Origin of the sequence: Paenibacillus sp. GM2, from assembly GCF_900069005.2 — a bacterium.
Taxonomy (GTDB): domain Bacteria; phylum Bacillota; class Bacilli; order Paenibacillales; family Paenibacillaceae; genus Fontibacillus.
The window spans coordinates 2,736,749-2,753,068 of record NZ_LN831279.1 but is presented as its reverse complement, the minus strand read 5'-3'; the positions used below and the strand labels follow the sequence as shown (position 1 = coordinate 2,753,068).

The window sequence follows — 16,320 nt, the reverse complement described above, 5'->3', positions numbered from 1 at the left end:
CATGAATGGAATGAAACTCTCACCTGATATGACGTAGGTGGGAGTTTTATTTTAGGTTGAAGGATGCACTTTATCGATAGCATATGATATATTTTTAAGGGATCAAGAGTAGAACGGGGGATATGACCTGATGAATATTGTGCAAGAGCCACTGGCGTTAAATAAACCGCTCTCAGAGGCTTATCTGAATCATTTTTCGAGCGTACAGCAATTATATCAATATGATGCCATGAATGAAGCAAGCTGGAAGGAAAGGCTGGAATGGCTTCATGAATCAGAGCATTTGCGCCTTCCGCGCGGGCAAGTCGTTGAGAGATTGCGTGAATATAATCTGCTACATAATCCGCATGAGGCCGTATCTCGTTCTCTGGATACTTTGGAGAAGCCGGATGCTGCCGTAATCGTTGGTGGACAGCAGAGCGGCCTGTTCACAGGTCCGCTGCTTGTCATCTATAAAGCAGCGACGATTATCAAAGCAGCGCAGCATGCTGCGAAGCAATTGAATCATCCGGTTGTTCCGGTGTTCTGGATCGCAGGCGAGGACCATGATTGGGATGAAGTGAATCATACCTATGTCTTGTCTGCGGATCTATCGGTTGCACGGATCCGTGTTGCACGGGAGACAGAGCAGCGTTTGCCTGTCAGCATGAATGCCATCGCCAGAGAAGAGTGGGAGCAGGCGATCTCAGAGTTGGAGCAGCTGCTGCCTGATACCGAGTTCAGACCCGGGCTGTTGGAACTGCTTAGCCAAGTGTCGGAGGGCTCACCTACATTAAGCGATGCTTTTGCCAAGCTGCTGGGAACCTGGTTTGGCAAATACGGATTGGTGCTGCTTGATTCGGCTGATCCGGCTCTGAGACAGCTTGAGTCGCCGATCTTTGAGAGAATGATCGACGAGAATGACCGGTTAGGAGCAGCTTATCGTGCCGCAGCTGATCTCTGTCAATCCCTTGGCTATCAGGCACAAGCTGATGTTGCCGCGGATGGAGCTAACCTGTTCTATATTCATGAAGGAGAACGTCTTTTGCTGTTCAAGCATGATGGAAGATTTAGAGATCGTAAAGGGAAAGTGCACTTCACAGCGGACGAGCTGAAGTCAGAGCTTGGTCGCCATCCTGAACGGTTCAGCAACAATGTGCTGACCAGACCGCTGATGCAGGATAGCCTGCTGCCGGTACTTGGGGCGGTGCTAGGAACGGGTGAAATCGCCTATTGGGCCTTAACCGGATCGGCATTTAAGGCGTTTGGGTTAAAAATGCCTTTGCTGCTTAACCGGGAGTCTTTTACAGTCATAGAAGGAACGCTTCATAAGCATATGGATAAATACAATTTGAGCTGGGCTGATGTGAGCGATCATAAAGTCTTTGCACAGAAAAAGGAGCATTGGTTGGCTGAGCAGGATTCCTTGCATCTGGATGAACGCTTTGAACAGATCAAGGCTGCCTTTACGGAACTGTACGATCCCTTGATCGAACAGCTCGGGGGAATTCAAGCAGGTTTGCTTAAGCTGGGGGCTGCCAATCGGGAGAAGATCGTCGAGCAGATGGAATATTTGCGCGGCCGGGCCAAAGATGCGCTTGGCAAGGCTAACTCAGCGGGGCTTCGGCATTTCGATCGAATCGAATTATCGCTCTTTCCACAACATAAGCCGCAGGAGCGGGTCTACAATATTTTCTACTATCTGAACCGTTACGGTAATGAATGGCTCGATCACCTGTTGGAAATTCCTTATGATATTTCCGGGGAGCATCGTATCATCTATTTATAGTGTTGGACCGGATACCGCATGGCTTGTTTTGAGGGACTATACTAGCCAAGGAGGAAATGGGATGAACAAAGCAGTTGAAAATAGCATGATTGCAGATTTGCGGCTTGCTCCTGAAGGCCATTTGAAAATCGATTGGGTAGAGGCTCATATGCCTGTGCTTTCACGGATTCGCAAGCAGTTTGAAGCAGAGCAGCCTTTCAAGGGTCTGAGGGTATCCATATCTCTTCATCTTGAGGCGAAAACCGCTTATTTGGCTAAAGTAGTGCAGGCTGGTGGTGCAGAAGTGACGATTACCGGCAGCAATCCGCTCTCTACGCAGGACGATGTGTGTGCTGCCCTGGTGGAGGATGGCATTACGGTGTATGCCAAATATAATCCGGAGCCTGCGGAGTATAAGCAATTGTTGATTCGCGCGCTGGAGACGAAGCCGGACTTGATTATCGATGACGGTGGAGACCTGGTGACCATCCTCCATTCGGAACGCCCCGATCTGCTTGAGAACATATGCGGTGGTGCGGAGGAGACAACGACAGGTATTTTGCGTTTGAAAGCGATGGATAAGGAAGGGCAGTTAAAATTCCCGATGGTCGCCGTCAATGACGCTTATTGCAAATACTTGTTCGATAATCGCTACGGAACAGGCCAATCCGTATGGGATGGCATCAACCGGACGACCAATCTGGTCGTAGCCGGCAAGACGGTTGTCGTCGTTGGTTATGGCTGGTGCGGCAAGGGCGTAGCGATGCGTGCCAAGGGGCTTGGAGCGAATGTAATCGTCACTGAAGTAGATGCGATCAGAGCGGTGGAAGCCCATATGGACGGATTCCGGGTGATGCCGATGACAGAAGCGGCCAAGATAGGCGACTTCTTCGTAACTGTCACGGGGAACCGGGACGTGATCCGGGGCGAACACTACGATGTAATGAAGGATGGAGCAATCCTGTCCAATGCGGGACATTTTGATGTGGAAGTGAACAAGCCGGAGCTAGCGGCGCGTTCCATCTCGATCAGAACTGTGCGTCGCAACATTGAGGAATATCAATTGAAGGACGGACGGAAATTTTATCTCCTTGCGGAGGGGCGGTTGGTGAACCTCGCTGCAGGAGACGGACATCCGGCGGAAATCATGGATATGACCTTTGCTCTGCAGGCGCTGTCGCTTAAGTATGTAAATGAGCAGTACGAGCGGATCGGCAAGACGGTCGTTAATGTGCCGTATGAGTTGGATGAGCAGGTGGCCCGCTTCAAGTTAGAGAGTCTGGGCGTTAACATCGATACTCTGACAGATGAGCAGCGTACTTATCTGGATAGCTGGCAGGAGCACTAAGCCAAGCCGACTAAAGGATATCTCCTTATAAGATGTTGCCAAGCAATATGCTGAAAATAATACCAATTTCCCCTAGAAAGCAGGCTTCGAGGTTGGATAACCTTGAAGCTTGTTCTTTTTTTGGCTGTTTTCATCAATTGAATTTCCAAATATTTTTTTTGCTTTTAGCAGGAATTTTCCTTAATATGTTGAATATAACCATCATTGTGGTGTAAAGTGGTGTAATGTGGGGGAAAGAGGTTAGGGGTGAGCGAAGCCGATGTTTATGGGGGAATTCCAACATAGCATTGATGAGAAGGGCCGTATTATCATTCCGGCTAAGTTTCGCGATCTTCTGGGGACCTCTTTTGTTGTTACCCGTGGTCTTGATCAGTGTCTCTTTGTGTATCCCGTAACAGAATGGGAACTGCTGGAGCAGAAGCTCAAGACTTTACCACTAATGAAATCCGATGCTCGCGCGTTTACTCGCTTCTTCTTCTCTGGAGCTACCGAATGTGAATGGGATAAACAGGGAAGGGTAAACATACCAAGCAACCTGAGGCAATATGCGAAGCTGGAGAAAGAGTGCGTGGTGCTGGGGGTGTCGAATCGCGTTGAGATTTGGAGCCGCTCGACATGGGAACAGTACTTTGAGCAGTCGGAAGAATCTTTTAATGAAATCGCCGAGAAACTGGTCGACTTCAATTTCGACCTGTAAGGAAATTCAAAAAGTATTTTAAGTAATTTAAAGTATTATATCTACTAAATGAGATGTTCGAAAAGTCCAGTTTTCAGCACCAAGAAGGTTGGATGAAGCTAGGGATTGAGAAGCGGAGCGTACGTTTGGGTACGAGAGCATCGGAAAGCCCGGGTGAATTCAAGATTCGATGTCGAATAGACTTTCAGTGCTGCTTCGTGATCAAAAGTGGACTTTTGAATGACCTCAAAAACAGTCTGGAGGGCTGCAGTCTTGTTCCATCACATCACGGTATTAAAGGCAGAAGCGACAGAAGGGCTGAGCATTAAGCCAGGCGGTATATATGTAGATTGTACGCTGGGTGGCGGAGGTCACAGCTCAGTCATTTTGTCACAGCTCAGTGAAGGCGGCAGATTGATCGCTTTCGATCAGGATGATTGGGCACATGAAAACGCCAAAGAGGTGCTTGCTCCCTATCGGGATCGCCTTACTTTGGTGAAGAGTAATTTTCGTCATTTGCAAGAGAAGCTGCTGGAGCTTGATTTTGTTCCAAGGCAGGATGGTTTGCCACAGGTAGACGGTATTTTGTTCGATCTGGGGGTATCTTCCCCGCAGTTTGATGAAGGCGAACGTGGGTTCAGCTATAATGCTGACGCGCCGCTGGATATGCGGATGGATCAGTCCGCTGCACTTACGGCTCGCGATATCATCAACGATTGGCCTGAGAAGGAGATTGCACGGATTCTGTTCCAATACGGCGAAGAGAAATTCTCGCGCAGAATTGCCAAGGTTATCGTAGACCAACGTAAAACCTCTCCAATTGAGACGACGGGTGAACTGGTCGAACTCATCAAGGCAGGCATTCCGGCAGCAGCGCGAAGAACCGGAGGCCACCCGGCCAAGCGAAGCTTTCAGGCGCTGCGTATCGCGGTAAATGATGAGCTGGGAGCGTTTGAAGAAGGGCTGCATGCGGCAGTTCGTTGCCTGGCTCCAGGAGGTAGGGTTTCCGTTATTACCTTCCACTCCTTGGAGGACCGGATCTGCAAGCAGATTTTTGTCAGTTATGTAGAGAAATGCACTTGTCCTCCGGATTTCCCAATGTGTGTATGCGGGGGCCAAGGACAGTTGAAATTGATAAACCGGAAGCCCATCGTTCCCTCTGAGGAAGAGTTGGCGCTTAATTCCAGAGCACGTTCAGCCAAGCTGCGCGTGGCGGAGAAATTGCAATCCATAGAAACAGCAGGGGGAAAGTGAGATGGCGTATACACGTGGAAATCTAGCAGTAAAAGAGAAGGCAACGGCACGTGGACAGAATCCGCGCTACCGTGAGACAACAAAGGTAGTAACTCGCAGGTCACCGCTTCCCATTCGTGAGAAGCTGCTGTATATGGTGACGATTCTTTTCTGCGTCGGCATCATGGGTGGATTGCTATGGCAAAATTCGCAATTGTATGATATTAAACGGCAAGCTTTTAATCTAAACACAGAGATTCAAAATATTAATGTTCAGGTGAAGGAACTGTCGATCCAGAAGGAGAAGCTGGAGGAACGAATTCCTGAAGAAGCAGCCAAGCTAGGGTATGTTGAGCCGGTAAATGAAGGCGTCCATGTTCAAGTACCGAATTCGACGACAACGGAGAATCAGGATACGGATGTTGCAACTGTTCGATAAATTGAGTATTAAGAGGTTTTTATTATGATCAAAAGAATAAAGCTTCGTACACTGCTGATAGGGGGAATCATTACCCTCTTTTTTGCTGTCTTGATGCTCAGAGTGTTCTGGGTACAGGTTGTAGAAAATAATTTCTGGCAAAGTTATGCCGAAAATCAATGGTCTAAGAAGAAGGTGCTCACTGCCACCCGGGGGACAATTACCGACCGGAATGGCGATGTGCTGGCTGTTGATGCTCCAGCTTATACTGTCGCGGTGAATCCGCAAATTATTAATAAATACGAATTGCAGGAGGAGGTCGTACAGGGGTTACATCAACTGCTTAACAAGGATGAGGGTGAATTAAGAAAACTTGTAAATGCCAAGAGAGAGAATGGCGGCTTCTATTCGCAGCGTGAAGTAAGAAATGAAGGATGGAAGATTGATCAGGAGCTTCGGGATCAGGTTGAGAAGTTCTCGGACGAATTGAAGGAAAAGCATAAAATTCCGGATTCAGGTATCTTGCTGCTGAAAGAGAGCAAACGCTATTATCCTAAAAATAGTCTTGCAGCGCATGTGCTTGGTTATACGAATCGTGAAGAAAAGGCGGTATCCGGGATTGAGGCTGCCTTTGACGAAGAGCTGACGGGGCAAGATGGAGCCATTGAATATAAGAGCGATGGCCGTGGGATTGAGATCCCGAAAGCGAGTGAAGTTTATACCCCGGCAAAAGATGGCAAAGATATTCGGTTAACAATTGATGATACAATACAGTATTATATTGAGGACGCGATGACAGAGGCATTCAACCAGCTGAGGCCGATCAGTATGACGGTGATTGCCGCTGATCCGAAGACGATGGAGATTCTGGGAATGGCGAATCTGCCAAGCTATGATCCCAATGAATACTGGGTAGATGTAGACCAGAAAAATTTTTATAATCATGCGATCAAATCGGTCTATGAGCCTGGCTCGACCTTTAAGATTGTAACTTTGGCGGCTACGGTACAGGAGGGCCTGTTCAATCCGAACGGTTATTATATGTCAGGCAGCATCCGCGTACCTGGACAGACCATTCATGATGTCAGACGTTCGGGCTGGGGCAGCATCTCATACATGGAAGGGGTTAAGCGTTCCAGTAACGTCGCCTTCGTCAAGCTGGGTTATGAAATGCTGGGTCCTGATCTGATGAAGCAGTATGTTGATAATTTCGGCTTCGGACAAGCTACGGGAATCGAGCTTCCGGGAGAGGCGAAGGGCGTCGTATCACCGGAGCAGCAGGCAGACTACGCGGCGATGACTTATGGTCACGGTAAATTGCTGGTTACTCCTTTACAGCAGGTGGCTGCAGTGGCGGCCATTGCTAACGGAGGAAAGCTGATGACACCGCATATCGTCAAGTCCATTACGGATCCGCTGACGGGTGAGACAACGGTCACGCAGCCAGAGGTTGTTAAGCAAGTTATTTCCCAGGAAAGTGCGAAGAAAACCGGTGAATATTTGGAGCAGGTCGTCTCGGATTTGAAGATCGGTAGTGGGCGTCATGCTTATATCGACGGGTATCGGGTTGCAGGCAAGACCGGTACTGCAGTGAAGGTTATTAACGGGAAATATGATTACAAGAAGCAGGTTTTATCCTTTATCGGATATGCGCCAGTGGATGATCCGAAAATAGCGATGCTGGTGGTTATCGATGAGCCGCAGGATTCTGATCTGGGCGGTGGAACGGCGGCTGCGCCAATCTTTAAGAAGATTATGAATCAGACATTGCAATATTTAGGCGTGCCTAAGAAATTTGACACCAAGACTACGTCGGATAATGCGAATAACGGAATCAAGGCTCCGGATTTAAAAGGCTTGTCCGTTCAGGAGGCCAAGAATAAGCTTGCCGGTCTGGGCATCAACTATGCAACGCTTGGCAAAGGCACAAAGATTGTCTCGCAATTTCCAAAAGCCGGTGCCATATTAAAGACAGGCCAACATATGTATTTACTGTCAGAGGAAGGGGATAAAGTAAACATCCCGAGTCTGAAAGGCCAGTCTCTGAGGGATGCAATGGAGCTGCTCTCTGCTATAGGTGTGGAAGTGAATATAGAAGGTGAAGGTTATGTTGTCTCTCAAACTCTGACGAAGGAGAATGGCAAGAGGCGAATCGATCTTGTACTTGAGCCTCCGATCAAGGAAGGTGAGGAATCGGGGCAAGATGAGCAGAACGATGAAGCTGCTCGGGAGGAGAATCCCGATGAGAGCTCGGGTTCTTCTCCATAGCTTGTTCTAACCCCTGTTTGTCCTGAATATTTATGATATGAAACCAATTAATGCTCAGGATGAAACAGGGGGGCCGCTTTCTATGAAAATCTCCAGGCTTACGATAAGAAGAAGACTGTTCGTGCTGCTGTTTATGCTATGTGTGCTATTCATGGCTCTTGTTGCCCGGCTAGCTTATGTACAATTGGGCAAGGGGGCGGAATTGTCGGCGAAGGCAGAGGATTCCTGGCGGCGCAATATTCCTTATTCCGCGAAGCGAGGCGAGATTAGTGATCGCAATGGGAATGTGCTCGCTTATAATGTTACGACTCCTACGGTTATGGCCATCCCTGTGCAGGTGAAATCACCGGAGACGACAGCGCATAGTTTGGCGCCGCTGCTCGGGATGAGCGAGGAAGCTGTGCTTAAAGTAATCACTAAGAAAGAATCCATAGTCAGGCTACAGCCCGGGGGTCGCAAAATTACGATGGAAAAGGCACAGGAAATTCGTGATTTGGATCTGCCGGGTATTGTTGTTGCCGAAGATAATAAAAGATATTATCCTTATGGAGGACTTGCCGCGCATATACTGGGCTTCACCGGAGGATACAATCAAGGTTTGACGGGGCTGGAGAGTAAATATGACAGTGAACTTAGCGGGATGAATGGCAGTGTATCTTATTTGTCCGATGCCGGTGGACGATTAATGCCTGGCTCATCAGAGGTCTACGTGGAGCCTAAGGATGGACTGAATCTGCAGCTGACCATTGATAAGTCGATTCAGAGTATTATAGAACGCGAGCTTGATCAAGCGATGGCCAGGCTAAATGCTGACTCCGCATTGACGATTGCGATGAATCCGAAAACAGGCGAGATTTTGGGTATGGCAGCGAGACCCGGATATGATCCGGCCACCTATCAGGATGTTGATCCTCAGGTGTACAATCGGAATCTCCCAATCTGGATGACTTATGAACCGGGTTCTACCTTTAAGATCATTACGCTGGCGGCGGCTTTGCAGGAACAGAAGGTGGATCTTCAGCATGATCATTTCTATGATCCTGGCTTTGCCAAGGTCGGAGGAGCTACACTGCGCTGCTGGAAGAAGGGTGGACACGGGAGCCAGACCTTCCTGCAGGTTGTCGAGAATTCCTGCAACCCTGGGTTTGTTGCTCTGGGGCAGCGGCTTGGCAAGGAGTCTTTATTTAAGTATATTAAGGATTTTGGCTTTGGCAGCAAGACTGGAATCGATCTCAGTGGTGAAGAGAATGGCATTCTGTTCAAACTGTCCCAAGTCGGTCCGGTAGAGCTGGCAACTACGTCCTTTGGCCAAGGGGTGTCGGTGACGCCGATCCAACAGATCACCGCCGTGTCGGCAGCGATTAACGGAGGCAAGCTATTCAAGCCTTACGTGGCCAAATCATGGACGAATCCGGATACCGGACAGATCGTCGATGTTACAGAGCCGCAGCTTGTCCGTCAGGTGATCTCTGAGGAAACTTCACAGAAGGTGCGGGCCGCGCTTGAGAGTGTGGTAGCGAACGGTACAGGCGGCAATGCATTCATCGATGGATACCGCGTTGGAGGGAAGACGGGGACAGCTCAGAAGGTAGTTAACGGACGTTATTCCGCGAATGAGCATATCGTGTCATTTATCGGGTTTGCCCCGGCGGATGATCCGCAAATCGTCGTATATACAGCGGTGGACAATCCGCAGGGAATTCAGTTCGGCGGCGTGGTAGCAGCGCCTATCGTGCGCAATATCCTTGCCGATGCGCTTGACTATTTGAAGATTCCGCCGCGCAAGGATCAGGTTGCGAAGAAGTATAAATACGGTGAGACGCCGGTTGTTACGGTTCCTGATCTGATCGGCTACACAGCGCAGGATATCTATGAAGATATGAACATGAATTTCAATTTGGTGAAATCAGGAGCGGGTTCTATCGTTATCAATCAGGCGCCCAAAGCGGGTACAAGAGTGGATAAGGGCTCAACAATCCGCATTTATATGGGAAGCGAGGCTGAGGCCGAACAAGAGCTTGAGCACGATCATGAGCATGAGTAGCCAAAGGCAAGAAGATATGGACGTGAAAGAAAGATGTACCGTCAACTTATCATTTCAGTGAAATAATATCCTGAATTGAATTTGTTTTGGCGATACTATAAATATCGGTAAGATTTTGACGGAGGGGTCCTATATGCTGCTTAAAGATTTAGCATCTTATTTAATAGCTTCGGAAATTTCGGGAGATGAGAACGCCAATTGTCAGGGAATCTGCTTTGATTCCAGACAAGTGAAGCCCGGCGATTTGTTTCTCTGTCTGCCGGGACATACCGTTGACGGCCATCAATATGCGAAGCAAGCCGCTGAGCAGGGGGCCAGTGCGCTGGTCGTACAGCGCTTCCTGGAAGAGGTTCCGCTGCCGCAGCTTAAAGTGAAGGACAGCCGTCTCGCTATGGCGGTACTCGGCAATGTATTTTTCAATTATCCCAGCAATCATTTGAAAGCCATCGGTATTACGGGAACGAACGGGAAAACAACAACAACCTATTTGGTTGAGCAGATTTTGCTGGATCAAGGCAACAAGCCGGGGTTAATCGGTACGATCGAGCGCCGCTTTGATGGCAAGGCAGTCCCTATGCCGCGGACGACTCCGGAAGCGCTGGACTTGCAGCACTACCTGCACGAAATGGTGCAAGGAGGCGCGTCTCATTGCGTAATGGAGGTATCCTCGCATGCGCTTGAACAGGGCAGGGTCAAAGGGACGCATTTCCGCACTGCGGTGTTCACTAACCTGACTCAGGATCATCTTGATTACCATGAGACGATGGAGGCCTACAAAGCAGCAAAGGGCTTGTTCTTCTCCCGCCTTGGCAACGAGTATCCGCAAGATCCGGCTGAACGGAGTTATGCGGTGTTGAATGCGGATGATGCAGCTTCTGATTATTTTGCGAAGCTGACTTCAGCAGAGACGATTACGTATGGGGTGGACCATCCAGCAGATGTCAGAGCCTCGAATATCTCCGTGACAGCGCGGGGAACCAGCTTCCATGTAGAGACTTTCCGCGGCAGTGCAGACATCGCATTGCGTATGGTCGGCAAGTTCAATGTATATAATGCCCTGGCTGCTATCGCAACAACTCTATTGGAAGATATTCCGCTTGAGAGCATCAAACAGAGTCTGGAATCGATCAAGGGGGTTGAAGGCCGGGTTGAAGCTGTAGACGAGGGCCAGCCTTTTGCGGTTATTGTGGATTATGCTCATACTCCGGACGGTCTGGAGAACGTACTGCGCACGGTCAATGAATTTGCCAAGGGCCGGGTGATATGCGTGTTCGGCTGCGGTGGAGATCGCGATCGGAAGAAGCGTCCGATCATGGGCAAGATCGCGGCGAAGTATGGGGATCACGTTATTATCACATCGGATAATCCGCGGACGGAGGACCCGGCATTGATCTTGAAAGATATTGAGGCAGGGCTTATCGAGGACAATATTCCGCTAGAACGTTACGAGCTCATCGTAGACCGCCATGCCGCGATTCAAAAGGCTATTGAAATGGCAAGCCGTGACGATGTAGTATTGATTGCGGGGAAAGGACATGAGACCTATCAGATCATTGGTAAGGAAGTACATGATTTTGATGATCGTCTTGTAGCCAAAGAAGCGATAAGGGGTTTAGTAAAGTGATAAAAAGAAAATTAGCGGACATTGCCGCCATGTGCGGCGGACAGGTGGCTAATGTCGAAGATAACAACCTAATCATTCATGGAGTAATTACTGACTCCAGACATATTCAGCAGGGATGCCTGTTCGTACCCTTGTCTGGCGAGAGATTCGACGGGCACGCCTTCGTTGCAGACAGTCTGGCGAGCGGGGCTGTAGCCGCGCTGTGGGAACGCTCTAAGGGCAACCCTCCAGGACCGGCTGTTCTGGTTGACGACGCCCTTGAAGCGATGCAGCTCCTCGCTAAGAGCTATCTAGCAGCCGTAGGTGCTAAGGTAGTCGGAATTACCGGCAGCAACGGGAAGACAACGACAAAGGACCTGCTGTATGCCCTGCTGGCTACTACTTACAAGGTGCATAAGACGGGCGGCAATTATAACAATCATATTGGAATGCCGCTTACTATCCTGGCCATGCCGGAGGATACCGAGGTGGCTGTGCTCGAGATGGGCATGAGCGGTCGTTATGAAATCGAGTTTCTTTCAAAGCTCGCGGAACCGGAGGTGGCGATCGTCACCAATATCGGTGAATCGCATTTGGAGCAGCTCGGTTCCCGTCTAGAGATTGCCCGTGCCAAGTTGGAGATTTTGTCGGGAATGAAGACGGGCGGCTTGTTCGTATACAATGGCGATGAACCGCTAATTACGGAGGTGCTGGCTGATCCGAATACACCAAAACCGGAGCAGCTGCATACACTGACTTTTGGTGTAAATGGAAATGATGATATTTATCCGAGCGGAATCATGTTCCTGGAGCAGGGTACCCTGTTCACCCCAAATGTCGGGGAGACACCGCTTGAGCTGCCGCTTCTTGGCGAGCATAATGTTGTAAATTGCCTCGCGGCACTTGCGGTTGCCAGGCATTATGGCGTGGTTGAGGCCGATATGAAGGAAGGCCTTAAGCACGCGGAGCTAACTGGGATGCGGATTGAAATTGTTAAAGGCGCAAACGGGGTAACGATCCTGAACGATGCCTATAACGCGAGCCCTACTTCTATGAGAGCGGCTGTGAATGTGCTGCACAAGATGAAGGGATGTCGGAATAAAATCGCCATACTCGGGGATATGCTTGAGCTCGGAGAAGATGAAGTGCAGTTCCATCAAGAAGTAGGCGAGTATTTAACAACAGAAAATACGGATTTGTTGTTTACTTTTGGGCGCCTGGGCAAGGAAATTGCCGTTGGGGCGAAGAAACATCTCGCTCTGGACAATATTTATGCATACGATGATAAAAGCGAGCTTATTCATAAGTTAATCAGTGTACTGCATCCGAAAGATGTGGTACTGGTGAAGGCCTCACGCGGAATGAAGCTGGAAGAAGTCGTCGAAGCGGTCAAACATAGCAAATTACATCAATAATTACCGGCGAGAGGAGGGTGATCCCATGGATTACGGACTTATCTTATTAACGATTGGAGTATCTTTCATTTTGGCTGTCATATCAGCCCCTCTATTAATACCTTTATTGCGGCGGATGAAATTCGGTCAGCAAATTCGTGTAGAAGGGCCGCAGAGTCATCAGAAGAAAGCGGGCACGCCTACAATGGGCGGGGTCGTCATTATATTAGCTTTTACGATTGCCTATTTAAAATTCTCTGTAGTGAACACGGACTTCTACGTCTTGCTGGTGGCTACGCTCGGCTTTGGGCTGGTAGGGTTTCTGGATGATTACATTAAAATTGTATTCAAACGATCCCTGGGACTGACACCTAAGCAGAAGCTATTTGGTCAACTGCTATTCGCCGGTATTATTACAGCATTGCTTGTATCGGAAGGACATAGCACAGCGATTGGCATCCCAGGAACGGGCTTTGCCTTTGATTTGGGACCATGGTTCTACTATCCATTTATTATTGTGATGATGCTGGCGATCAGCAACGCGGTCAACTTCACGGATGGCCTCGATGGCCTTCTGTCCGGCGTCAGCGGCATTGCTTTCGGTGCATATGCGATTATCGCCATGCAGGCTACCTCCATGGTAGCAGCAGTCTGCGCAGCGGCTATGATCGGGGCAGTGATTGGATTTCTAGTGTTCAACGCGCACCCGGCCAAGGTATTTATGGGCGATACGGGCTCGCTTGGCATCGGCGGAGCGATTGCCGGAATCGCGATCGTGACGAAGAGTGAATTGCTATTTTTAGTCATCGGCGGCGTCTTCGTGATTGAGATGCTGTCGGTCGTCTTGCAGGTAATCTCTTTCAAGACACGCGGTAAAAGAATTTTCAAAATGAGCCCGATCCATCACCATTTCGAGCTGTCAGGCTGGTCGGAGTGGCGTGTTGTCACGACATTTTGGGCGGTCGGCCTCGTGCTAGCTGTCGTTGGACTTTATTTGAACAAGGGGTTGTAGAGATGAAACATCCAGAACAATATCGGGGACGACAAGTTGTCGTCCTCGGTTTAGCAAAAAGCGGTGTGCAGGTTGCCAAGACCCTCCATCATTATGGAGCCATAGTTACAGTCAATGATAGGAAGACGCGAGAAGAAAGTCCCGAAGCTTCTGAACTGGAGGCTTTGGGAATTTCTGTTGTATGCGGAGGACATCCGGAAGGACTGATCTCTCCATCCGTGGAGCTTGTGGTGAAGAACCCGGGCATTCCATACAGCGCTCCGCCTGTTATTCAGGCGCTGGAGCTTGGTATCGATGTGGTAACTGAGGTAGAGGTAGCCTATCATCTTAGTCAAGCGCCGATCATCGGCATAACCGGTTCGAATGGGAAGACGACGACGACAACCTGGATCGGCAAGATGCTGGATGCCGCTGGGCTGCATCCGATTGTAGCGGGAAATATCGGCACTCCGCTCTGTGAAGCTGCCGAGCAGGCTGCGGCGGAGAATTGGCTGGTAGCTGAGCTTAGCAGCTTCCAGCTAAAGGGCACCGAGGACTTTAAGCCCAAGGTAGGTGTGCTGCTTAATGTGGCCGAGACGCATCTTGATTATCATGGCTCCATGGAGGATTATGTCGCTTCCAAGGCGAAGCTGTTCGCTAATCAGACAGCGGATGACATCGCTGTCGTAAATTGGGATGACCCCGTCTGCCGCGAGCTGGTCCCTCACTTGAAGGCAAGATTGATTCCGTTCTCGATGACGGAGGAATTAAGAACGGAGGGGGTATTCGTTACGCCGTCTTATATTGCCGGAGTCGAGGATGAATTGGAGCGGACTGTAGTATACCGTGATAAGGAGGGCCATATCAGTCCGATCATTACCGTGGAAGAGATCGGCTTGCCCGGCCGCTTCAACGTGGAGGATGCGCTGGCTGCGATCGCCGCTTCCATTGCCGCTGGAGCGGAATCCGAGCGGCTTGCTGAGCCTTTGCGCACATTCAAAGGCGTAGAGCATCGGCTTGAATTTGTGGAAGTGAAGCATGGCGTAACCTATTACAATAACTCTAAAGCGACGAATGGCAAAGCGACGATCATGGCGCTTGGCGCCCTGAATAAACCGATCGTCTTGATCGCTGGCGGTCTTGACCGCGGTTCTGATTATATGGAACTGCTGTCATCCTTTGAGAAAAACGTAAAAGCGGTGGTCGCGCTTGGACAGACGAAGGAAAAAATCGCCAAGGTCGCACAGCTTGCAGGTCTAACCGATATCGTCATTGTCGATAATGTTGACAGTGCCGCCTCCACGCTGAGGAAGGCGATATCCGAGGCTGCAGAGCTTGCTGATCCTGGAGATATTGTCTTATTATCGCCAGCTTGCGCAAGCTGGGACATGTTCAGTTCCTATGAAGAGCGTGGACGCATTTTTAAAGAGGCGGTGCATACCCTTTAAGTAGGGGGGTGGAAAAGCCCCTACTTTCCTTAAAAAGGTGGCTGCCACGATGAATAAGAGCCGAAAGGCGCCGGATTTCTGGCTACTAGCCAGTATTTTATCCTTGCTGACGATCGGAATTGTAATGGTATATAGCGCGGGCTCTGTGCTCGGTTTTCATGATTACGGCGATTCCTTTTATTTTGTGAAGCGCCAGGCATTATTTGCTGTTCTTGGCCTGGTGGCCATGTTCTTTACGATGAACTTTGATTATCGCTTGTTGAAGAGGTATGCCAAAATAGGGCTGATCATCTGTTTCGCCCTGCTGGTCATCGTATTGATTCCGGGAATTGGCGTAGTCAGAGGCGGAGCAAGGAGCTGGTTAGGCATCAGCTCGTTTGGTATTCAGCCCTCTGAGTTTATGAAGCTGGGCATGATTCTCTTTCTGTCCTATTGGCTCAGTAAGGAGGATTATAGAATCACTCAGTTTGCGAGAGGCCTGTTGCCTCCGCTCGGCATTATTGGTTTGGCCTTTGGCATGATTATGCTGCAGCCGGATCTGGGCACCGGCACGGTAATGCTGGGAGCCTCGATGTTAATCGTATTTACGGCTGGCGCGAGAATCAAACATCTGGTCGGACTGGCAGCCGTAGGCGCTGTGGGTTTTGTAGGTCTTATTCTGGCCGCTCCTTACCGATTGGCGCGAATTACGGCATTCCTTGATCCATGGTCCGACCCTCTTGGAGCAGGCTATCAGATTATTCAGTCCCTGTACGCGATTGGTCCCGGCGGCCTGGCCGGCTTGGGGCTGGGGATGAGCAGACAGAAATACAGCTATGTTCCGGAGCCACAGACGGACTTTATTTTTTCAATCCTGGCGGAGGAACTTGGCTTCATCGGTGGACTGCTCGTTCTGATGTTGTTCCTGATTCTGATCTGGCGAGGCATGAGAGTCGCGATGACGATTGATGATACGTTTGGCAGTTTGCTAGCGGTCGGGATCGTTGGTATGGTAGGAGTGCAGGTTGTGATTAATATCGGTGTAGTAATCGGCCTTATGCCGGTTACAGGCATCACTTTGCCGCTGATAAGTTACGGTGGCTCATCGTTGACCTTAATGCTTACAGCCCTAGGCATTTTACTTAATTTATCCCGTTTTGCGAGGTGAAGG

The 16,320-nt window shown here is 49.6% G+C and carries 12 protein-coding genes; all 12 read left to right on the top strand.

The annotated features are described in order from the left end of the window. The first annotated feature begins 130 nt into the window (after positions 1–130). The 12 genes from bshC to spoVE all read left to right on the top strand — a co-directional run bounded on the left by bshC (position 131) and on the right by spoVE (position 16,317). Positions 131–1,768 (top strand): bacillithiol biosynthesis cysteine-adding enzyme BshC, encoded by a 1,638-nt coding sequence (bshC, locus tag BN1360_RS22325; protein ID WP_068782057.1) that lies wholly within the window; start codon positions 131–133, stop codon positions 1,766–1,768. Between the two features lie 61 nt (positions 1,769–1,829). Continuing rightward, a complete protein-coding gene (locus BN1360_RS22320) occupies positions 1,830–3,095 on the top strand; it encodes an adenosylhomocysteinase (protein WP_068782056.1) in 1,266 nt (421 codons plus the stop codon). Between the two features lie 259 nt (positions 3,096–3,354). After that, positions 3,355–3,792 (top strand): division/cell wall cluster transcriptional repressor MraZ, encoded by a 438-nt coding sequence (gene mraZ, locus BN1360_RS22315; RefSeq protein ID WP_068782055.1) that lies wholly within the window; start codon positions 3,355–3,357, stop codon positions 3,790–3,792. Positions 3,793–4,044: 252 nt separating this feature from the next. Beyond that, positions 4,045–5,025 (top strand): 16S rRNA (cytosine(1402)-N(4))-methyltransferase RsmH, encoded by a 981-nt coding sequence (gene rsmH / locus BN1360_RS22310; RefSeq protein ID WP_068782054.1) that lies wholly within the window; start codon positions 4,045–4,047, stop codon positions 5,023–5,025. 1 nt (position 5,026) lies between these two features. Continuing rightward, complete coding sequence (locus BN1360_RS22305) at positions 5,027–5,443, top strand: hypothetical protein (RefSeq protein WP_068782053.1); 417 nt, start codon at positions 5,027–5,029, stop codon at positions 5,441–5,443. Positions 5,444–5,467: 24 nt separating this feature from the next. Further along, the gene (locus BN1360_RS22300) at positions 5,468–7,690 is read left to right on the top strand and encodes a penicillin-binding transpeptidase domain-containing protein (RefSeq protein WP_068782052.1); all 2,223 of its coding nucleotides are present in this window, start codon (positions 5,468–5,470) and stop codon (positions 7,688–7,690) included. Positions 7,691–7,772: 82 nt separating this feature from the next. Continuing rightward, positions 7,773–9,734: a stage V sporulation protein D gene (locus tag BN1360_RS22295; RefSeq protein WP_068782051.1), complete on the top strand. Its 1,962-nt coding sequence runs from the start codon at positions 7,773–7,775 to the stop codon at positions 9,732–9,734. Between the two features lie 133 nt (positions 9,735–9,867). Beyond that, the gene (locus BN1360_RS22290) at positions 9,868–11,358 is read left to right on the top strand and encodes a UDP-N-acetylmuramoyl-L-alanyl-D-glutamate--2,6-diaminopimelate ligase (RefSeq protein WP_068782050.1); all 1,491 of its coding nucleotides are present in this window, start codon (positions 9,868–9,870) and stop codon (positions 11,356–11,358) included. Next, on the top strand, positions 11,358–12,752 hold the full coding sequence (locus tag BN1360_RS22285; protein ID WP_068782523.1) for a UDP-N-acetylmuramoyl-tripeptide--D-alanyl-D-alanine ligase: 1,395 nt from the start codon (positions 11,358–11,360) through the stop codon (positions 12,750–12,752). The genes BN1360_RS22290 and BN1360_RS22285 overlap by 1 nt, the downstream gene beginning before the upstream one ends. A 25-nt stretch (positions 12,753–12,777) precedes the next feature. Beyond that, the gene (gene mraY, locus BN1360_RS22280; RefSeq protein ID WP_068782049.1) at positions 12,778–13,743 is read left to right on the top strand and encodes a phospho-N-acetylmuramoyl-pentapeptide-transferase; all 966 of its coding nucleotides are present in this window, start codon (positions 12,778–12,780) and stop codon (positions 13,741–13,743) included. A 2-nt stretch (positions 13,744–13,745) separates the two neighbouring features. After that, a complete protein-coding gene (murD, locus tag BN1360_RS22275; protein WP_068782048.1) occupies positions 13,746–15,170 on the top strand; it encodes a UDP-N-acetylmuramoyl-L-alanine--D-glutamate ligase in 1,425 nt (474 codons plus the stop codon). Positions 15,171–15,219: 49 nt separating this feature from the next. Then, positions 15,220–16,317 (top strand): stage V sporulation protein E, encoded by a 1,098-nt coding sequence (gene spoVE / locus BN1360_RS22270; protein WP_068782047.1) that lies wholly within the window; start codon positions 15,220–15,222, stop codon positions 16,315–16,317. Positions 16,318–16,320 lie beyond the last annotated feature (3 nt).